This is a genomic window from Nocardia sp. NPDC050697, from assembly GCF_040654395.1.
Taxonomy (GTDB): domain Bacteria; phylum Actinomycetota; class Actinomycetes; order Mycobacteriales; family Mycobacteriaceae; genus Nocardia.
On sequence record NZ_JBFAHY010000001.1, the window covers coordinates 855,021 to 874,379 of the forward strand.

Annotated in this window: 22 protein-coding genes; 17 read left to right on the forward strand and 5 right to left on the reverse strand. The window is 71.7% G+C overall.

Annotation, left to right across the window (positions count from 1 at the left end; translation table 11 throughout):
• Positions 1-42 precede the first annotated feature (42 nt).
• Both AB0H71_RS04270 and AB0H71_RS04275 read right to left on the reverse strand, forming a co-directional pair.
• The gene (locus AB0H71_RS04270) at positions 43-705 is read right to left on the reverse strand and encodes a hypothetical protein (protein WP_357014682.1); all 663 of its coding nucleotides are present in this window, start codon (positions 703-705) and stop codon (positions 43-45) included.
• 2 nt (positions 706-707) lie between these two features.
• Positions 708-1,286 carry a TetR/AcrR family transcriptional regulator gene (locus AB0H71_RS04275; protein ID WP_357014683.1) on the reverse strand — a complete coding sequence of 193 codons (579 nt, stop codon included), beginning with the start codon at positions 1,284-1,286 and terminating at the stop codon, positions 708-710.
• Between the two features lie 88 nt (positions 1,287-1,374).
• On the opposite strand from AB0H71_RS04275, the gene AB0H71_RS04280 reads away from it, so the two are divergent.
• Positions 1,375-1,827 carry a DUF1772 domain-containing protein gene (locus AB0H71_RS04280; protein ID WP_357014685.1) on the forward strand — a complete coding sequence of 151 codons (453 nt, stop codon included), beginning with the start codon at positions 1,375-1,377 and terminating at the stop codon, positions 1,825-1,827.
• A gap of 6 nt (positions 1,828-1,833) precedes the next feature.
• Here the strand turns inward: AB0H71_RS04280 and AB0H71_RS04285 are convergent, their stop codons facing one another.
• The gene (locus AB0H71_RS04285; protein ID WP_357014687.1) at positions 1,834-2,148 is read right to left on the reverse strand and encodes a hypothetical protein; all 315 of its coding nucleotides are present in this window, start codon (positions 2,146-2,148) and stop codon (positions 1,834-1,836) included.
• A gap of 106 nt (positions 2,149-2,254) precedes the next feature.
• Here AB0H71_RS04285 and AB0H71_RS04290 point away from each other — a divergent pair, with 106 nt between their 5' ends.
• The 4 genes from AB0H71_RS04290 to AB0H71_RS04305 all read left to right on the forward strand — a co-directional run bounded on the left by AB0H71_RS04290 (position 2,255) and on the right by AB0H71_RS04305 (position 5,895).
• Positions 2,255-2,989: a helix-turn-helix transcriptional regulator gene (locus AB0H71_RS04290; RefSeq protein ID WP_357014689.1), complete on the forward strand. Its 735-nt coding sequence runs from the start codon at positions 2,255-2,257 to the stop codon at positions 2,987-2,989.
• A 36-nt stretch (positions 2,990-3,025) separates the two neighbouring features.
• Positions 3,026-3,661 carry a pentapeptide repeat-containing protein gene (locus tag AB0H71_RS04295; RefSeq protein ID WP_357014690.1) on the forward strand — a complete coding sequence of 212 codons (636 nt, stop codon included), beginning with the start codon at positions 3,026-3,028 and terminating at the stop codon, positions 3,659-3,661.
• Positions 3,662-3,777: 116 nt separating this feature from the next.
• Positions 3,778-4,251: a MarR family transcriptional regulator gene (locus AB0H71_RS04300; protein ID WP_357014692.1), complete on the forward strand. Its 474-nt coding sequence runs from the start codon at positions 3,778-3,780 to the stop codon at positions 4,249-4,251.
• Between the two features lie 60 nt (positions 4,252-4,311).
• Positions 4,312-5,895 (forward strand): MDR family MFS transporter, encoded by a 1,584-nt coding sequence (locus AB0H71_RS04305; protein ID WP_357016162.1) that lies wholly within the window; start codon positions 4,312-4,314, stop codon positions 5,893-5,895.
• A 44-nt stretch (positions 5,896-5,939) separates the two neighbouring features.
• Here AB0H71_RS04305 and AB0H71_RS04310 read toward each other — a convergent pair whose 3' ends face one another.
• Positions 5,940-6,551, reverse strand: coding sequence for a hypothetical protein (locus AB0H71_RS04310; protein WP_357014694.1), 612 nt, complete (start codon positions 6,549-6,551; stop codon positions 5,940-5,942).
• A 135-nt stretch (positions 6,552-6,686) separates the two neighbouring features.
• Between AB0H71_RS04310 and AB0H71_RS04315 the strand changes: the two genes are divergently transcribed.
• Both AB0H71_RS04315 and AB0H71_RS04320 read left to right on the forward strand, forming a co-directional pair.
• Positions 6,687-7,544 (forward strand): SGNH/GDSL hydrolase family protein, encoded by an 858-nt coding sequence (locus AB0H71_RS04315; RefSeq protein ID WP_357014696.1) that lies wholly within the window; start codon positions 6,687-6,689, stop codon positions 7,542-7,544.
• 54 nt (positions 7,545-7,598) lie between these two features.
• Positions 7,599-8,258, forward strand: a complete 660-nt coding sequence (locus AB0H71_RS04320; protein WP_357014698.1) for an HAD family hydrolase — start codon at positions 7,599-7,601, stop codon at positions 8,256-8,258.
• Here AB0H71_RS04320 and AB0H71_RS04325 read toward each other — a convergent pair whose 3' ends face one another.
• Positions 8,259-8,846, reverse strand: coding sequence for a TetR/AcrR family transcriptional regulator (locus AB0H71_RS04325; protein WP_357014699.1), 588 nt, complete (start codon positions 8,844-8,846; stop codon positions 8,259-8,261).
• Positions 8,847-8,920: 74 nt separating this feature from the next.
• On the opposite strand from AB0H71_RS04325, the gene AB0H71_RS04330 reads away from it, so the two are divergent.
• The 10 genes from AB0H71_RS04330 (at position 8,921) to AB0H71_RS04375 (ending at position 19,331) form a co-directional block, all read left to right on the forward strand.
• On the forward strand, positions 8,921-9,931 hold the full coding sequence (locus AB0H71_RS04330) for a GlxA family transcriptional regulator (RefSeq protein WP_357014701.1): 1,011 nt from the start codon (positions 8,921-8,923) through the stop codon (positions 9,929-9,931).
• A 110-nt stretch (positions 9,932-10,041) separates the two neighbouring features.
• On the forward strand, positions 10,042-10,755 hold the full coding sequence (locus AB0H71_RS04335) for an alpha/beta hydrolase (RefSeq protein ID WP_357014702.1): 714 nt from the start codon (positions 10,042-10,044) through the stop codon (positions 10,753-10,755).
• A gap of 27 nt (positions 10,756-10,782) precedes the next feature.
• Positions 10,783-11,748 carry an alpha/beta hydrolase gene (locus tag AB0H71_RS04340; RefSeq protein ID WP_357014703.1) on the forward strand — a complete coding sequence of 322 codons (966 nt, stop codon included), beginning with the start codon at positions 10,783-10,785 and terminating at the stop codon, positions 11,746-11,748.
• Positions 11,745-12,443 carry an alpha/beta hydrolase gene (locus tag AB0H71_RS04345; protein WP_357014705.1) on the forward strand — a complete coding sequence of 233 codons (699 nt, stop codon included), beginning with the start codon at positions 11,745-11,747 and terminating at the stop codon, positions 12,441-12,443. The genes AB0H71_RS04340 and AB0H71_RS04345 overlap by 4 nt, the downstream gene beginning before the upstream one ends.
• 83 nt (positions 12,444-12,526) lie before the next feature.
• Positions 12,527-13,969 (forward strand): NADP-dependent phosphogluconate dehydrogenase, encoded by a 1,443-nt coding sequence (gndA, locus tag AB0H71_RS04350; protein ID WP_357014707.1) that lies wholly within the window; start codon positions 12,527-12,529, stop codon positions 13,967-13,969.
• A gap of 33 nt (positions 13,970-14,002) precedes the next feature.
• Complete coding sequence (locus tag AB0H71_RS04355) at positions 14,003-14,578, forward strand: NAD(P)H-dependent oxidoreductase (RefSeq protein ID WP_357014709.1); 576 nt, start codon at positions 14,003-14,005, stop codon at positions 14,576-14,578.
• Between the two features lie 9 nt (positions 14,579-14,587).
• Entirely contained in the window at positions 14,588-16,039 is a 1,452-nt protein-coding gene (locus AB0H71_RS04360) for a DHA2 family efflux MFS transporter permease subunit (RefSeq protein WP_357014710.1), read from the forward strand.
• Positions 16,040-16,164: 125 nt separating this feature from the next.
• Complete coding sequence (locus tag AB0H71_RS04365; protein WP_357014712.1) at positions 16,165-17,214, forward strand: protein kinase family protein; 1,050 nt, start codon at positions 16,165-16,167, stop codon at positions 17,212-17,214.
• A 46-nt stretch (positions 17,215-17,260) separates the two neighbouring features.
• The gene (locus AB0H71_RS04370; protein ID WP_357014714.1) at positions 17,261-18,274 is read left to right on the forward strand and encodes a fused (3R)-hydroxyacyl-ACP dehydratase subunits HadA/HadB; all 1,014 of its coding nucleotides are present in this window, start codon (positions 17,261-17,263) and stop codon (positions 18,272-18,274) included.
• Between the two features lie 58 nt (positions 18,275-18,332).
• Positions 18,333-19,331: an alpha/beta hydrolase gene (locus AB0H71_RS04375; protein ID WP_357014715.1), complete on the forward strand. Its 999-nt coding sequence runs from the start codon at positions 18,333-18,335 to the stop codon at positions 19,329-19,331.
• The last annotated feature ends 28 nt before the right edge of the window (positions 19,332-19,359 follow it).

Below are 19,359 nucleotides of genomic sequence, written 5' to 3' on the forward strand. Positions count from 1 at the left end.
CTCCGCTCCGTCACCCGCGCGGTGCTCGACCGGCGGTAAAGGCTACCGGGGGTGGTGGATCCACCACCCCACACCCCACCGCTGCACCCGGCCGTACAGCGGGAGAATCAGCCGCTCCTCGAAGGTGCCTGCCGGAATGCGCACATCGCGGATCAGGGGATCGTCCGGCGGTCGCTCGTTCTCGTAAGTCCCCTTACCCGGCACGTACCGCCGCACCAGTTCGTCGTGCGCGCAGTCGAAGAACACCCACCCGCTTCCGTCGGCCGGTGCGTAGCAGAGCACCCGCGACCCGACCCGCAGACCCGGCTCGCCGAAGGCGGCCAGCACATCGCTCCGCCGCACATCCCCCTCGCCCACCCACTCCCGCACCGATCTCGACGAATCCCACTCCAGTCGAGCAACTTTCAGATAGCCGAGCCGATGGAACTGCTCAGCGTAGATCGACGCCACTTCCGCCGTACAGCTGTGCTGCTCCCCGAATATCGCAGCGAACGGCCCGTGCACGCCGAACTGCCCGTAGCGCAGCAGCTCGCGCCGCACTTTCTCGAATTCCTCTTCCCGCTCGTCCAGATAACACAGGTCGCGGAGCCGCCAGCCCGCGACCGCCTCCATCTCCCGCCCGCTCCGCGCGAACATCTCCGGCCGGGCCAGCAGGTCCCCGAACATTTCCAGCCACCACGCCTTGACCTCGTCCCCGCTGCGCATCGTCAGCTCACCGCGAGGCGGTCGACCAGCAGCTCGATTCGCTGCTCGGCGGCGTCCGGTGGTAGCCGTCCGGCGCGGGTGAGGGTGGCCAGCCCGTGCAGCGCCGCCCAGAAGACCTCGGTGAACAGGCCCGGCTCGACACCGGGACCGGTGACCTCCGCGAGGGTTTCCAGCAGGGCGGCGAAGGCGTCCTTGAGCGGCTCCGGCGATTCCTCGCTCGCGAAGGTCAAGCCGCCGTCCAGCTGGAACATGGCGTCGTAGACCGGTGGAGTCCGCGCGGCGAAGTCCAGGTACGCGCGAGCAAGGGCGGTAACCCGCCCGCGCGCCCCCTCCGCCGCAGCGGCCGCGGCCCGCAGCTCCGCCGCCAATTCGGCGGCGCCCTCCAGCGCGACGGCCCCGATGATCTCGCGCTTCCCGCGGAAGTGGCTGTAGAGCACAGGCTGGCTGTACTCGATGCGCTCCGCGAGCCGCCGCGTGGTGACCGCATCCCAACCCTGCTGCTCGGCGAGCTCACGGGCCGTCGCCACGATCAGCCGCTCCCGGTCCGCCCGCTCGCGCTGCTTCCGCTCCTGTACCGACATGGTCCGATCCTAGCACCGCTAGACAATCGGCCACCGATAGTTCTAGTGTTGACCGGAGAACTAGCAGCACTAGATTCAGGAGATTGTCGTGAGTAACGCACTCGGAGTGACCACCGTCGTCATCGTCGGGCTGATGGTGGGCGTGGAGTTCGCCGTCGCCTTCGTCCTCAACCGCATCTTCGCCGGGCTCCCCGAGGACGCCGGCCAGCTCGGCCGGGCCCACGGCGGCCGCATGCTCGGTGCCCTCATGCCCGTCTGGTACATCGGCTCCCTCGTCCTCAGCGCCATCTGGGCCGCGGTGGCCTGGGGCGACCCCGGCACGAACCTCATCGTCATTGCCGCCGCGCTGCTGATCGTCAGCGTGGTCATGTCCGTGGTTCTGCTCGTCCCGATCAACAACCGGGCCAAGCGGTGGACCCCGGAGAACCGCCCCGCCGACTGGAAGGAGCAGTCGGACCGCTGGGACCGCTACCACTACCTCCGCGTCGCCGTCATCATCGCCGCCTTCGCCCTCCTCACCGCCGCACTCGCCGCGGGGTAGCTCGTGTCACCGCCGAGCGGTCGACTTCGAGTACAGCCGCTCGGGTGAGACAGTGGCCACGGCCGCGACCGCGAGCAGTTCGATCGGCACGCGCTCGCCGAGGTGTGCCGGACCGGGCGTCACCACCGCCTCGGCACCGGACCCGCGCACCACCGCCGCGAGCCGTCCGATGGGATCGGTGGTGCGCGCCCCGAAGGCCACGGTCTTCAGCAGCGTGTAGCCGAGGCGCTCGGCCCGCGCCCGGATCCGGGCCTCGTCCCAGTGCTGCTGAATGCCGGATACATCGCGGCGGAGATAGCCGATTGCTCGTGGTCGCCCCATGGAGGTCAGATTGCCTGCGGCGCAACCCCGATCGCGATGGCATTCCCGGCGTCGATTCGGTCCGAACGGGGCGACATTCCGGCGTCATGGGCCTACCGTGGGTGGCATGGCCGCAACCCCGAATGCCGCACTGCGCGCCGCCCGGACGGCGCGGCTGCTGAGCCAGGACGACCTGGCGCGCGCCCTGCGCGAAGCAGGTTGCGACAGCGCGACCAAGCGGCTCGTGCAGCGCTGGGAGTCCGGCCAGACCGCGAGCCCACGGCCCGCACACGCCCGAGCGTTGGAACTCGTACTCGGCCTACCGATCGAAACACTCGGATTCGGCGCCGTGATGGCCACCCGAGACCTCGGCCACGAAGTCCGATCACCGATCGGCGAGATCGCCGAGCAACAGATCGCGCCGACCGCTCGACCCGCCCCCGGCACCCTCGCCGGAATCTGGCTCTCCCGCTACGAGTACTACTCCGACGGCCGCGACGCCACCTTCACCGCCGCCCACCACGTCGTCCTGCTCCAGCACGGCACCCGACTCACCGTCCGCAGCCTCCCGAACTCCGCCGCGTCCTCCCTGGAGATGGACCTCACCATCGATGGTCACATCGCCACCGGCACCTGGAGCGAGCAGACAGCGGCGAAAGGCTACTACCGGGGCGCCCGCTACCACGGCGCCGTGCAACTCCTGGCCGAACTCACCCACACCCGCCTGGCGGGCAAGTGGCTCGGTTTCGGCAAGCGATTCGAGATCAATACCGGCCCGTGGGAGCTGGTCCTGCAAGATCCGTCCACCGCGAAGGCGACGGTCGACGCCTACGACAGACCACCGGAAGGCCACGGCGAGTAGCGCCCCCTGTCGCCCCCCACCACTAGGGTGCACGACGTGCGCGAACTCGATGACCTCCCCTTCGCAGCCCACCTCCACCCCCTGGACGACCCCCTCGACGACGAGGGCGACTACGACCGCGCCCTGATCGAGGGCGACCACCGGCACGGCACCGTGCGCAACGCGCGCTTCACCGAGTGCGCCCTCCGGTCGGCCCAGCTGACCGGCACCGACTTCACCGCGACGAGATTCGCCGACTCCTGGTTCCGCAATACCGATCTGACCGGCACCGCCATGGCCGAATCCTCGTGGCAGGACGTCGAACTCGTCGAGTCGGTGCTGGCCGGCGCGGAACTCATCGGCGCGCGGCTGCGCAGGGTCACCTTCGAGGGCTGCAAACTGGACGGCGCGAACTTCCGCAGCGCCCAGCTGCGCGAGGTCACCTTCCGCGACTGCGTCCTGCGCGATGTCGACCTCGGCGGCGCCAAGCTCTCCGGCGTCACCTTCCCGGGCAGCCGGGTCGAGTTCGCGCTCCGCGACACCACCCTGGAGAAGGTGGACCTGCGCGAAGCCGCGAGCATCACCGTCACCGAGGGGGTGCCCGCGCTGCGCGGCGCCACCATCTCGCGCACTCAGCTGTTCGAGCTGGCTCCCCTGCTCGCCGCCTCGATCGGCCTGCTCGTCCAGGACTGACCCGGGCAAACAACGAGTGACCCACCCCACGCCGGTAAACTAGTTGCTTGTGTCAAACAACCGTCGTATAGTTGCTTAACGCAAGCAAGCAAATGTGATCCCCGGGAGTGGTGGAGATGGCGGTGTCGAGCGCGACGGCCCAGAGCCTGATCGACGAGCTCTACCTCATGGGCCGGGCCATCAAGGTCTCCATCGCCCGCAACGAGGACGAACGGCTGCTCGCCGGCGGCCTCGGGGTGCTGGTCACCCTGGAGGAGCACGGCCCGTGCAGGCAGGGCGATCTCGCGGTCTCCATGTGCCTCAGCCCGTCGGCGCTGAGCCGCCACGTCGCCGAACTGGTCGCGGACGAGTTGCTGACCAGGCATCCCGACCCGACCGACGGCAGGGCCACGGTCCTGCACATCACCGACCGGGGCCGCGCGCTGCTGCGCCGGATCCGGGCCAAGCGCGCCGAGGTCATGGCCGCCCTGCTCGAGGACTGGGGCGACGACGACGCCGAACGCGCCCGCAGCACCATCCGGAGCCTCCGGGAAAAGCTCACCGAACACGCTCTCCGCACCGGCGCGGGCGAGCACCAGCCGGTTCGATAGAAAGTCAGGTATTCGATGTCAACCACAGCCGAGGCGGTGAAGGACCGAGAGCCCGCCACCATGACGCACCGCGAGATCCTGGAAGCGATGACCGGTCTGCTGGCCGCGCTGTTCACGGCGCTGCTGAGCACCACCATCGTCGCGACCGCGTTGCCGACCATCATCGGCGACCTGAAGGGTTCGCAGACGGCCTACGCCTGGGTCATCACCACGGCGCTGCTCGCCAATGCGGCGACCACCCCGATCTGGGGCAAGCTCGCCGACCTGTTCAACAAGAAGCTGCTCGTGCAGTCGGCCATCGTGATCTTCGTGATCGGTTCGGTGATCGCGGGCTTCGCGCACAGCGTGCCGCTGCTGCTGGTCGCCCGGGTCGTCCAGGGCGTCGGCATGGGCGGGCTGACCGCGCTGGTGGTCGCCATCATCGGCTCCATCGTCTCGCCGCGGGAGCGCGGCCGGTACTCCGGCTACATGGGCGCGGTCATGGCGGTCTCCATGTCCGGCGGCCCGATCCTGGGCGGCGTGATCGTGGACAGCCCGCTGGGCTGGCGCTGGTGCTTCTTCGTCTGCGTGCCGCTGGCCGTGATCGCGCTCTTCCTGCTGCAGCGCACGCTGCGGCTGCCCACCGAGCGCAAGCCCGGCGTCTCCATCGACTGGCTGGGCGCCACGCTGCTCACCGCGGGCGTCTCGGTGCTGCTGATCTGGGTCTCCTTCGCGGGCAAGGCCGGGTACTACGACTGGTTCTCCCGGGAGTCGGCGCTCTACGTCGGCGCGGGCGTGCTGCTGCTGGCCGCCACCGTGTGGGTGGAGCGGCGGGCGGAGTCGCCGATCGTGCCGCTGCCCATCGTGCTGGAGAAGACCACCGGGCTGGCGATCATCGCCTCGATCGCGGTCGGGGTCGGCATGTTCGGCGCCACCACCTTCCTCGGCCAGTACTTCCAGACCGCGCGGGGCTACTCCCCCACCGCGGCGGGCATCCTGACCATCCCGCTGGTGGCGGGCATGCTGATCGCCTCGGTGACCTCGGGGCAGCTGATCACCCGGTTCGGCAAGTGGAAGCGGTTCGTGGTGTTCGGCGGGGTGCTGCTGGTGATCGGCTTCGGGCTGCTCTCCACCATCGACCACGCCACCAACCTGTGGCTGGTCGGCGTCTACATCACCGTGGTCGGCCTCGGCGTCGGCATGATGATGCAGAACCTGGTGCTGGCCGTGCAGAACACGGTGAGCGTGCAGAACATCGGCGCCGCCTCCAGCAATGTCGCGTTCTTCCGGACCTTCGGCGGCGCGATCGGGGTCTCGGTGCTCGGCTCGATCCTGGCCACCCGGGTGGGTGAGCTCTCCGCCGAGGGCTTCGCCAAGCTCGGCATCCCGGCCGGGAGCTCCGGCGGCGGCAGCCTGGACCTGAAATCGCTGCCCGCACCGGTGCTGGAGATCGTGCGCGCCGCCTACGGCGACGCCACCGGGCGCATCTTCCTGGTCGCCGCCGCGGCCTGCGTGATCGCGCTGATCGCCACCGCGCTGCTGCCGAACAAGCCGCTGCGCACCACGATCGACATCGATCCGGCGCTCGATCCCATGCAGCACGGGACGACGACGCGGACCGACAGCACCGTCGACGACACCAGGGAGCGCGTGCTCCAGCACTGACTCCCCCGAGCGAGCGGGCCCCGGAGCGATCCGGGGCCCGTTCGTCATGTCCTGGACCGGCGCGGCAACTCGGCCGCGGTGAGCCCCACGAGCATGGCGGCCTCGCCGATATTGCCGAGCGGCGGCACCGCCACCGCCGCGCCGGACGCCCCGACCAGCAGTACCGTGCCGACCAGCGGCGCCCACCGGGACTCTCGCCGCAGCAGCCAGATGCTCGCGGCCAGCAGCACCACGGTGACGACCAGCGGGACGATCGGCGGCGCGGGCTCGGCCGAGGCGTAGCGCAGGGTGTCGGCGTACTCCTTAGGGATCAGGTCCAGGTGCGCCAGCTCGAACACGCCCCAGGCGATCAGCACGGCGGTCAGCGCGATCGAGGACCACCGCAGCCGCTGCCCGGCGCCCACCCGGTCCGCCGCCCAAAGCACCAGCACCGGGGTGAGCAGGGCGTGGCCGACGAAGCGGCCGATGCTCAGCGTCTCCAGCAGCGCGCCCGCGCCGAGCACCGCGCCGAGCCCGATGATCGCGGAGTCGTAGGCCACGCCGAGCCCGACGACCGCGAGCAGCCGGACGCGGGCGGGCCGGGTGGTGCGGGTCCAGAGCAGGGCCACGCAGGCGAGCTGGACGAGTGCGGTGAGGAGCAGGAGTGCGGAGATCACGCCACACCCTAGCGAAACGGACAATCTCCCCCGTTGCGGGCAATCTGCTGGCACGCTGTCACCTGCCAAGCTCGCCCGCAACGAGACCCGGAGGTGCCCATGTGGCGGACTGTTGTCGCCGCGTTTGCTGGAACTGTGCTGACCTGCGCCGCGGCGCCGCTCGCCACCGCGCAACCACCGGGCTACACCGAGTACGTGTCGCTCGGTGACTCGTGGTCGGCGGGCGCCACCCTCAACCCGGCGCTGCTCAACTCCGAGTTCGTGCCGCTCGGCTGTCTGCAGCGCACGCAGAACTTCGCCAGGCAGGTGGCCGAGGCGCTGAACGTGCCGACCTTCCGGGACGCGGCCTGCGCCGGCGCCACCACCGAGGACATGACGGCCGACCAGCCGCTCGGCAAGGACCAGTACCCGTCCTACAACACCCCGCAGTTCGACCGGCTCACCCCGGACACCGACCTGGTGACCATCCTGATCGGCGGCAACAACGTCGGGCTCGCGGCCACGGTGCGCACCTGCATCACCCCGAACCCGGCGCTCTCGCCGTGCGTCGACCGCTTCGTGGTGAACGGCGTCGACCAGATGACGCAGCGGATCGAGGCCGCCGCGCCGACAATCGCCGCGACCATCGATGGCATCAAGGCGCGGTCGCCGCGGGCCCGGATCGTCATGCTGAACTACCTGGACGGCGTCGCCGTCGGCGACCCGTGCTACCCGATCATCCCGATCTCGCCGACCGACGTGAACTGGCTCGCCGAGAAGCTCTCCGAACTGAACACCATGCTCGCCGCGGTGGCCAGGCAGACCGGGGTGGAGTTCGCGAACACCTACGCGGGCAGCGTCGGGCACGATGCCTGCCGCGCGCCCGGCGTGCGCTGGGTCGAGGGGCTGATCCCGGTCACCGCCGACCCGCCCGGCCCGGCCCTGCCCTTCCACCCGAACCAGCTGGGCGTGAACCACCAGGCGAGCACGGTGCTCGCCACCCTCGGCGGCTGATTCCCGCGCGGCGGGCCGGGTACCCGGGCGTCACCCCGACCCGAGGAGGAGCCCGTGCCCGACCCCGCCGCCGTGCTGTTCGATATCGACGGAACCCTCGTCGACTCCAACTACCTGCACACCCGCGCCTGGCACCGCGCCTTCCGCGCGGCGGGCGCGGAGGTGCCGAGCTGGCGCATCCACCGCGCCATCGGCATGGACGGCGACACCCTGATCGAGACGCTCGCCCCCGATGCCGACGCCGATCGCGCCGACGAGCTGCACTCCCGCTACTACCTGGAGTCCGCCGGGGAGCTCACCCTGCTCCCCGGCGCGCGGGAAATCCTGCACGCGCTGCACGATCGCGGCCTGCGCATCGTGCTCGCCACCTCCGCCCCGCCCGACGAGCTCGAGCGCCTGCGCGAGCTGCTCGACAGTGAGCCGATCCTGCACGCCGTCACCGACGCCGACGATGTGGAGACCGCCAAACCCGACCCGGCGATCGTCCGCGTCGCGCTCGAGCGCGCCGGTGTCCCCGCTGATCGGGCGGTTTTCGTCGGCGACACGGTCTGGGACGCCGAGGCCGCCACCGCCGCCGGCGTGCGCGCCGTCGGCGTCCTCAGCGGTGGCGTCTCGCGCGACGAGCTGACCACGGCGGGCGCGGAGTTCGTCTGCGACGATGTCGCCGAGCTACTCCGCGAGGTCGAGCGGAGCCCCATCGGCAAACTGCTCTGATCAGGCCACCGGGACGTCGTCGGTGATCGGGAGCCCGGCCACCGACACCTCGGCGATCGCCGCCAGCCGCTCCCGCGGCATCCCGAGCCTGCTCCCCTGGATCAGCCCCTGCGCCACCAGCACCACCTGCGCGGCGACCACCTCGACCTCGAATCCGGCGGCGACGGCGAGCCGCTCGGCGACGGCCCGCTCCATGATGGCGGTGGCGTTCGCGCCGATCTCGACCACCTCGGGGATGCGGACGCCGAGCCCCGCGATGCTGTTCAGCATGAGGCAGCCGCGGCGGTCGGGGTGCTCGGCACAGCCGTCGAGGACGGCGTGGAAGAGCGCGCGGACGGCGTCGCGCGGCGAGCCGGGCGCGGACGCCATGACCTCGCGGATGAGCGCGGCGCGGCGCTCGCAGTAGCGGCCGTAGGCGGCGAGGAAGAGGCCGCGTTTGCTGCCGAAGGCGGCGTAGATGCTGCCGTTGCCGATCCCGGTGGCGCGGGAGACGTCCTCGACGGAGGTGTCGTCGAAGCCGCGGGTCCAGAACAGCTCGGTGGCGGCATCGAGCAGCTCCGACTCGTCGAACCGGCGGGGGCGTCCCATGGCGCCACGGTATCCGATGGCGAGTTCGCGCACACCGGTTGTTCTGGAGCCGTGACTCCATAATACTGCTCGGTATGTGCTCGGAGTTCGCTGTACCCGCAAGGCGCCGGATCGGCATCCTGCTCTTCGACGGTGTGAAGCTGCTGGACTTCGCCGGACCCGCGGAGGTCTTCGTGGAGGCGAACCAGTCGCTGAACGGTTACCAGGTGGTGCTGCTCTCCCCGGACGGCGGCGATGTGAGTACCTCGATCGGCGCCAGGGTGGAGGTCGCCGGTGCCGCGGCGGACGCGGGGCGCTTCGACACCGTGGTGATCCCGGGCAGTGAGCGCTCGCCCTCGGTCTTCGTCACCCCCGAGGTGCTCGCGGCGGCGCGGCACCTCTCGGCGCGCACCAGGAGACTCGCCTCGATCTGCAGCGGCGCCTACGTGCTCGGCGAGCTCGGGCTGCTGGACGGCAGGCGGGCGACCACGCACTGGAAGTTCACCGCCGACCTGGCCCGGCGCTACCCCCGGGTCGCGGTCGATCCGGACGCCATCTTCGTGCGCGACGGCACGCTGTACAGCTCGGCGGGGGTCGCCGCCGGCATGGATCTGGCGCTGGCGCTGGTCGAGGAGGACCACGGCGCCGATGTGGCGCGCCGGGTGGCGCAGTCACTGGTGGTGTACATGCAGCGGGCGGGCGGGCAGTCGCAGTTCTCGGCCTCGCTGAGCGGCCCGGCGCCGCGCACCCCGCTGGTGCGCGCGGTGGTCGACCTGATCTGCGCCGACCCGGCGGCGCCGCATACCGTGCAGAGCCTCGCCGCGCACGCCCGGGTCAGCGTCCGGCACCTGACCAGGCTGTTCCGGGCGGAGCTGGAGCGCTCGCCCGCGGAGTACGTGGCGTTCATCCGGTTCGGGGTGGCGCGCGATCTGCTGCACGCGGGCGCCGGCGTCACCGAGGCGGCGATGGCCGCCGGGTACGGCAGCAGCGAGGCGCTGCGCCGGGCCTTCGTGGCCCGGCTCGGCATCTCGCCGCGCAAGTACCAGCAGCGATTCCGCTCTACCGGCAGCGCGGGCGCACCGCTGCTGGCGGCGGTCGGCTCGTGAACCCGTGTCCCGATCGGTGGCTTTCCGGGCCGATGAGGCGGGGCACCGCGGCCCGCGCGGGCGAAGACTCGAGGGGGCGCCGGCACCCGCCGGTCCGGAAAGGAAATCCCATGGCCTCCCCCACCATCGTCCTGGTGCACGGCGCCTTCGCCGACGCCGCCAGCTGGGCCCCGGTCACCCAGCGGCTGCTCGCGCAGGGGCACCGGGTGCTCGTGCCGCCGGTCTACAACCGCAGCCTCGCCGCCGACGCGGCCTCGATCCGCGCGGTGGTGGAGGGCATCGACGGCCCGGTACTGCTGGCCGGGCACTCCTACGGCGGCGCGGTGATCACCGTGGCCGGGGTGGCCGAGAACGTCGCGGGGCTGGTCTACGTCGCGGGGTACGCGCTGGACGAGGGCGAGAGCCTGGGGCAGCTGCAGGGCGGCTTCCCGGACTCGGCGCTGGCAGCGGCGCTGGTCTACACCCCGTACCCGGTCGCGGAGGGGGAGCCCGGCACCGATGTCTCGGTCGATATCGCGAAGTTCCCCGAGGTCTTCGCCGCCGGGCTGGATCCGGCCGAGGCCGCGGTGCTCGCCGTCTCGCAGCGTCCGCTCACCGCCTTCGCCTTCGGCGAACCGGCCAGCGTGGCGGCCTGGAAGACCAAGCCCGGATGGGGCATCGTCTCCGGTGCCGACCGCACCATCAACCCGGACGTCGAGCGCTTCGGCTACCAGCGCGCCGGGCTGCGCGCGGTCGTCGAGATCGACGGGCCCCACCTGGTGATGCGCACGCACCCCGACGAGGTGGTCGCGGTGATCACCGACGCGCTCTCCGCTCTCTCCTGAAACGTTCCAACAAGAAAGGCAACCGCCATGGCAGGAAACCCGCACGGCCTCTCGCTCGAACCCGCCGCCCAGGCCTTCGTGGACGCGACCTCGGAGCCGCCCTTCCTCTTCCAGCTCGACCCCGACGAGGGCCGCAAGACGGTCGACGGGGTGCAGGATTCGGAGATCTGGAAGCCCGAGATCGACGAGGAGTGGGTCACCGTCGAGGGCGGCCCCACCGGGTCGGTCAAGGCCCGCATCGTCAAGCCGAAGGGCGCCGCGGGCGCGCTGCCGGTGCTCGTCTACACGCACGGCGCGGGCTGGGTCTTCGGCGACGCGCACACCCACGACCGGCTGGTGCGCGATCTGGCCGTCGGCGCGAACGCCGCGGTGGTCTTCCCGGAGTACGACCGCTCCCCCGACGTGCGGTACCCGGTCGCCAACGAGCAGTCCTACCGGGTGGCGCAGTGGGTCGTGAGCGACGGCGCCGCGCACGGCCTGGACGCCTCGCGCATCGCCGTGGCCGGTGACTCGGTCGGCGGCAATATGGCCATCGCGCTCACCCTGCTCGCCAAGGAGCGCGGCGACCTGAACTTCGTGCAGCAGGTGCTCTTCTACCCGGTCACCGACGCGGCCTTCGACACCGAGTCCTACCACCGCTTCGCCGAGGGGTACTTCCTGGCCCGCGAGGGCATGCAGTGGTTCTGGGACCAGTACACGACCAGTGAAGAGGACCGCGCGCAGATCACCGCCTCGCCGCTGCGGGCCAGCACCGAGCAGCTGGCCGGGCTGCCGCCCGCGCTGGTCATCACCGCCGAGGCCGACGTGCTGCGGGACGAGGGCGAGGCGTACGCGGCCAAGCTGCGCGCGGCCGGCGTCCCGGTGACGGCGGTGCGCTACGGCGGCATCGTGCACGACTTCGTCATGCTGAACACGCTGCACGACACCGAGGCCGCCAAGGCCGCGGTCGCCCAGGCCGTCGCGACCCTGCGCTCCGCGCTGCACCCCGCGTGAGCGCGCCGACGATCGTGCTGGTGCACGGCGCCTTCGCCGACTCCGCCAGCTGGAACGGCGTGATCGCCCGGCTGCGGGCCGACGGGCACCGGGTGCTCGCCGCGGCGAACCCGCTGCGCGGGCTGGCCGCCGACGCCGCCTACGTCGCCTCGGTGCTGCGCACCGTCGAGGGCCCGGTGGTGCTGGCCGGGCACTCCTACGGTGGCAGCGTGATCACCGTGGCGGCGGCCGGGCAGCCGAACGTGGCCGCGCTGGTGTACGTGGCGGCCTTCATCCCGGAGGCCGGGGAGAGCGCGCTGGAGCTCACCGACAGGTTCCCCGGCTCCACGCTCGGGCCGACCACGGCTCCGGCGGAGTACCCGGGCGGCACCGAGCTGACCATCCGGCAGGACGAGTTCCCCGGGCAGTTCGCCGCAGACGTGGACAGCGCCACGGCCGCGCTCATGGCGGTCACCCAGCGGCCGGTGGCGCTGGCCGCGCTGCAGGAGGGCGCCGCGGCGACCGCCTGGCGCGACGTCCCGGTGTACGCCCTGCTCACCACCGACGACAAGAACATCCCGGTGGCGGCGCAGCGCTTCATGGCCGAGCGCGCGGGCGCGGTATCGGTCGAGGTCGCGGCCTCGCACGCGGTCTCGGTGTCGCGGCCGGAGGTGGTCGCGGAGCTGATCGGCACGGCGGTGGCTGCCGTCCGCTGACGCCCCCGGTGGCGGCGCAGGGTAAGAAGAAGCGTGCGGTCCCGCGCCGCCACCATCCACCGTCGACTGAGGAGAGCTGGTTCATGACGAACCCCACCGCGCGCGCACAGATCGGGGTCACCGGCCTCGCGGTCATGGGCAGCAATATCGCCCGCAACTTCGCGCGCCACGGCTACACCGTCGCTCTGCACAACCGCAGCATCGCCAAGACCGACGCGCTGCTCGCCGAGCACTCCGGCGACGGCGATTTCGTGCGCACCGAGACCGTCGCCGAGCTCATCGACGCCCTGGAGAAGCCGCGCCGGGTGCTCATCATGGTCAAGGCGGGCGATGCCACCGACGCCGTGGTCGAAGAGCTCGCCTCGGCCATGGAGCCCGGCGACATCATCATCGACGGCGGCAATGCCCTCTACACCGACACCATCCGCCGCGAAGCCGCCCTTCGCGAGCGCGGCCTGAACTTCGTCGGCGCGGGCATCTCCGGCGGCGAGGAAGGGGCGCTGAACGGGCCCTCGATCATGCCCGGCGGGCCCGCCGAGTCCTACGAATCCCTCGGCCCCCTGCTGGAATCGATCGCCGCGCAGGTCGACGGCACCCCGTGCTGCACCCACATCGGCCCGGACGGGTCGGGGCACTTCGTGAAGATGGTGCACAACGGCATCGAGTACGCCGATATGCAGCTCATCGGCGAGGCCTACCACCTGTTCCGCGACGCGCTCGGCTACGACGCCAAGCAGATCGCGGACGTCTTCACCCAGTGGAACACCGGGGATCTCGAAAGCTACCTGGTCGAGATCACCGCCGAGGTCCTCAACCAGGTCGACGCCAAGACCGGCAAGGCGCTGGTGGATGTGATCGTGGACGCCGCCGAGCAGAAGGGCACCGGCCGCTGGACCGTGAAATCCGCCCTCGACCTCGGTATCCCGGTCACCGGAATCGCCGAGGCGGTCTTCGCCCGCGCCATCTCGGGCTCCCGCGCCCAGCGCAAGGCCGCCAAGGGCCTCGCCTCCGGCACCCTGGCCGACAAGCCCGCCGACGCCGAGACCTTCACCGAGGACATCCGCCGCGCGCTGTACGCCTCCAAGGTGATCGCCTACGCCCAGGGCTTCGACCAGATCGCCGCGGGCAGCGCCGAGTACGGCTGGAACCTCACCCCCGGTGACCTGGCGCGAATCTGGCGCGGCGGCTGCATCATCCGCGCCCGCTTCCTGAACCGGATCACCGAGGCCTACGACGAGAACCCGGAGCTGCCCTCGCTGATCCTCGCGCCCTACTTCCGCGACGCCATCGAGACCGGCATCGACTCCTGGCGCCGCGTCGTCGCCACCGCCATCCAGCTCGGAATCCCGGTGCCCGCCTTCGGCTCCTCGCTCGCCTACTACGACGCGCTGCGCGCCGAACGGCTCCCCGCCGCGCTCACCCAGGGCCAGCGCGACTTCTTCGGCGCCCACACCTACGAGCGCACCGACGCCGAGGGCAAGTTCCACACGCTGTGGAGCGGAGACCGGAGCGAAGTATCCGCTTGACCTCAACAATGGTTGAGGAGTCACGGTGGAGCCATGAACTCCACCGTGACCGAACCCCTGCGGATCGCCGTCGTCGTCGGCAGCACCAGGCCGGGCCGGCTCGGCCCGGCCGTGGCGCCTTGGTTCCTGGACCGCGCCCGCACGCGGCCTGAGCTGACCCCCGCCGTCGTCGACGTCGGCGAGACCGAGCTGCCGCACTCCTTCGGCGCCCCGGCGCCCGGGCTGGCCCCGGCGGCGGCCGCGCTGGCCGCCGCCGATGCCTTCGTCGTCGTCACCCCGGAGTACAACCACAGCTACCCGGGCGCGCTGAAGAACCTGATCGACCTGCACTCGGCCGAATGGCGGGCCAAGCCGGTCGGTTTCGTGAGCTACGGCGGCGTCTCCGGCGGGCTGCGCGCGGTCGAGCACCTGCGCGGCGTCTTCGCCGAGCTGCACGCCGTCACCGTGCGCGACACCGTGAGCTTCCACAATCCGTGGAGCCGCGTCGACGGCGGCCGCCTGCGCGCCGACGCCGGGGCCGACGGCGCCGCCACCACCCTGCTCGACCAGCTCGTCTGGTGGGGCGAGGCGCTGCGCACCGCCCGCGCCACCCGCCCGTACGGCGGCTGAGGGCCAACCGTGACGGATACTCTCACGAAACCCGGTACCGCCGAGCGCGATCCGATGATCGTCGCGCTGGTCCTCGTGGTCGGCTCGATCATGTCCACGCTGGACCAGACCATCGTCAATGTCGCCATCCACCGGCTCTCCATCGATTTCGACGCGCCCCTCGCCACCATCCAGTGGGTGGCCACCGGCTACGCGCTGGCGCTCGGCGCCGTCGTGCCCGCCTCGGCCTGGGCCATCGGGCGGTTCGGCGCCAAGCGGCTCTACCTCTTCGCGGTCATCTTCTTCGCGCTCGGCTCGCTGCTGGCCGGGCTGGCCTGGAATATCGGCTCGCTCATCGCCTTCCGGGTGCTGCAGGGGGTGGGCGGCGGGCTGCTCATGCCGGTCGGCATGACGATCCTGCTGCGTGCCGCCGCGGCCACCCCGGAGCGGCTCGGCCGGTTGATGAGCACGCTCGGGCTGGCCATCCTGGTCGGCCCGCTGGCCGGGCCGGTGCTCGGCGGGTACCTGATCGACGAGGTCTCCTGGCGCTGGATGTTCTTCGTGAACGTCCCGGTGGCTGCGCTGGTGGTGCTGCTCGCCGCGCGGGTCTTCCCGGCCGATGTGCCGGAGCCGCGCAGGCGGCTGGACCTGATCGGGCTCGCGCTCATGTCGCCCGGGCTCGCGCTGCTCATCTACGGCGTCACCGCGGCGGGCGAGCGCGGCGGCTTCGGCTCGGCCGCGGTCCTGGCGCCGCTGCTGGCCGGGGCGGCGCTGGTGGCGGCCTTCGGGTATCGCGGCCTCACCGCCGAGGACCCGCTGCTCGACCTGCGGGTGCTGCGCGACCGGACGGTGGCGGCGGCCGCGGCGGTGCTCGGGCTCTTCGCGGCCGGGTACTTCGGCTCGATGCTGCTGCTGCCGCTGTACTTCCAGGTGGTGCGCGGGGAGTCGGCCACGGTCGCGGGGGCGCTGGGGATACCGTTCGCGCTGGCGTCCGGGGTCGCCATGCAGGTGGCGGGGCGGCTTATCGACCGGGTGCCACCGGGGCGCTACCTGCCGATCTCGATCGGGGTCGGGCTGCTCGGCTTCCTGCTCTTCCGGGCCCAGCTCGACGCCGACGCCCCGTACTGGGGGCTCTGCGCGGCCATGCTGCTCATGGGCGCGGGCGGCGGCGGCACCATGATGCCCGCCATCACCACCGCCACCCGCGGCCTCGCGCCGGCGCAGCAGGCCGGCGGCACCACCACGGTGAACATGGTCAATACCACCGCGCTCGCCATCGGCACCGCCGTCACCTCGGTGGTGCTGGCCGCGCTGCTCCCGGTCGACGGCGGATTGCAGGCGCTGCACCACATGGGGCCCGAGGCACACGCCGAGCTGGCACCCGCGCTGGCCCAGGCCTTCCAGGACTCCTACCTGGTCGCTCCGGTCCTCATGGCGCTGGCCGTGATCCCGGCGCTGCTCCTCCCGCGGCGCAAGGTTTGACCGATACCGATGCATTTCGACTGCGACACTGTGGTGATGCCTTCAGCCGTGCTGCGTACCGACCGGACCGAGCTGCTCCCACGCGCGGACAGGTCGACGCGCGCCGGGCAGCCTGCCATCGCACCGTGAGCCGGGACGTGGCGCGGCTGCGTGCCTACAGCGACGTCTCGACCGCCTTGGCGCTGCACGGCGATCGCGCGCTGAGCGACCTCGTGGACGCAGGCACACCCGTCGGGGTCGGGATCGGCGGGAAGTCGACGCTGCTGGAGGCCGCGGGAACGCCGGTCTTCGTCAAGCGGGTGCCGCTCACCGATGCGGAGGTGCGTGCCCGGTCCACGGCGAATGTGTTCGACCTGCCGACGTTCTGCCAGTACGGCGTCGGCCTGATCGGCTCGCCGGGCTTCGGGGCGTGGCGCGAGCTCGCCGTGCACACCATGACCACGAACTGGGTGCGCGCGGGCGAGTACGCGGGTTTCCCGCTGCTGTACCACTGGCGGGTCCTCCCGGACCCGACCCCGCTGCCCGCGGAGCTCGCCGACATCGACCGCGCCGTCGCCTACTGGGACGACCGGCCACAGGTGCGCCACCGGATCGAGGCCCTGCGGGACTCCTCGGCGAGCCTCGCGCTGTTCCTGGAGTACATCCCGCAGGACCTGCCCGAGTGGCTCGGCACTCGGATCGAGACCGACGGCCGCGCCTGCGCGATGGTGGAGCGGGAACTGGCCGCGGGCGCCGCGTTCATGAACAGCCGCGGACTGCTGCACTTCGACGCGCACTTCGAGAACATCCGCACCGACGGCCACCGCCTCTACTTCACCGACTACGGCCTCGCGCTCAGCGACCGGTTCGACCTCTCACCGGCGGAGACCGCGTTCTTCGAGCGCCACCGGAGCTACGACCGCGGCTACATCGCGAGCTACCTCGCGAATTGGCTGGTCACCGCGCTGTACCAGCCACGGCGGGAGGAACACGCCGCCCTGGTCCGCGCCTTCGTCGAGGGCCGAAGGCCGGAGGGCGTTCCCGAGGAGACCGCGGCGGTCCTGCTCCGGAACGCACCCGTCGCCGCGGCGCTGTCACCGTTCTTCCGCGCGCTCCGGCAGGAGAGCCGGGACACCCCGTACCCGAACGGGGAGATCCGGCGCCTGCTGGCCGATCGAACGCTCCGGGGAATGTGAGAGGGTGTCCGTTCACTCGTGAATTCGGTGCTCTCGGAGGAAAACTGTGGTGGAAGCGGCATTCGACGTGGCCGGGCTGGTGGGGTATCGCTACCGCGCGGACGACTTCTACGAGGTGGGACGGGAGAAGATCCGCGAGTACGCGCGGGCGGTGCAGGACTACCACCCGGCGCACTGGAGCGAGGACGCGGCGGCCGAGCTCGGCTACCGGGGGCTGATCGCGCCGATCACCTTCATCTCCACCGTGGCCATGCTCGCCAACCGCAAGCTGCTGGAGACCGTACTCGCCGGGTACGACGTGATCGTGCAGACCGACCAGGTCTTCGAGATGCACAAACCGGTGCTCACCGGCGACCGGCTGGTCAGCGATGTCGAGCTGTCCTCGGTGCGCCGGATCGGCGGCAGGGACCTGCTCACCATCACCAATACCTTCAGTGACCGGGCCGACGAGGTCGCGCAGGTCATGCACACCACCGTTGTTGGGCTGACCAGCGAGGACGTCGCCGCCGACATCAGCGAGACCATCGGCCGGGTCATCATGAGCGGCCTCGGCACGACCGCGACCGCCGACCTCCCGGCCGCCGAGTCCGCCCCCGGACAGCGCCTCTCCCCCGAATCGCGCACCCGCACCCCGCACACGGCGGTCCTCCTCGCCGACCTCGCCGCCGGGGACGAACTCCCCGCCCGCACCGTGCACCTCACCCGCGGCGACCTGGTCAACTACGCCGGGGTCTCCGGCGACGCCAACCCCATCCACTGGCACGACGGCATCGCCGCGCTGGCCGGGCTGCCGGACGTGATCGCGCACGGCATGCTCACCATGGGGCTGGGCGCGGGCTTCGTCACCGGCTGGCTCGGCGACCCGGGCGCGGTGCTGCGCTACGCGGTCCGGCTGTCCAACTACACGGTCATCGAGGCGCTGCGGGCCGGGACGGTGGAGTTCACCGGCCGGGTGAAGTCGGTGGACGCCGCGGCCGGGACCGCCGTCGTCGTGATCGTCGCCAAGTCGGCGGGGCGCAAGATCTTCGGCCTCGCGACGGCGGAGGTCCGGCTCGGCTGACCACCTCCCCCCTATGTGCCATTGACAAATGGCACATAGGGGGCTGATGCTGTTGACCATGACAACCCCACGGTCGACGGTGACCTCGCGGGCGACCCCGGTCCCCGCGGCGGCGTCGCTGCGCAGCAGGCTCGCGGCGGAGCTCTCCGCCCGCAGCCTGCGGCACCTCAACGGCGCGCTGCCGCTCAATGCCGCCGGGATCTTCGCGGGCAGGCAGATCATCGCCGGGGTGATGGCGGCGTTCGGGCCGGTCCCGCCGGGCACCAGGGTGCGGGCGGTGCGCGAGCCGGGGGTCAGCGGGGAGTGGGTGCGGGCCGCGGGCGTCGCCGAGGGGTCGCGGGCGATCTACTACATCCACGGCAGCGGGTACGTCATCTGCTCGGCGCGCACGCACCGCGGGCTCGCCGCGCGGCTCTCCGCGGCGACCGGGCTTCCGGTCTTCGTGGTCGACTACCGGCTCGCGCCCGAGCACCGCTTCCCCGCCGCGGCCGACGATATCGCCGCCGGGTACCGGTACCTGCTCGAATCCGGGTACCGCGCGGGAGATCTCGTGGTCGGCGGCGATTCGGCGGGCGGGCACCTCGCGCTCGATCTGGTGCTGCAGCAGGCCGAGCGGGAGGCACCGCAGCCCGCGGGCGTCTTCTGTTACTCGCCGCTCATGGATCTGACCTTCACGCTCGCCGAGCAGCACGACCGGGCCCGCCCCGACCCCATGGCACCCGCGGCCACCGGGAAGCCCATGGTCGCGCTGTACACCGAGGGCCAGCAGGTGGATTCGCCGCGGCTGCGGCTCACGGCGCGGCAGGGCGCGGTGCTGCCGCCGGTCTTCGTGCAGGCCGCCGCCGAGGAGATGCTGGCGGGCGACGCCCGGCATCTGCACGCCATGCTCACCGCCGCGGGGCAGCGCTGCGAGCTGCAGCTGTGGCCGGGGCGGATCCACGTCTTCCAGGCGCTGCCGCTGCTGGTCCCGGAGGCCACCGCCGCGCTGCACCACACCGCGACCTTCGTCGCCGCCGCCCTGGCCGAGGCCGACGCCCCGATCGCCCGGCCGGCCTGACCCCGCACCGACAGGAGAACCGTCGTGG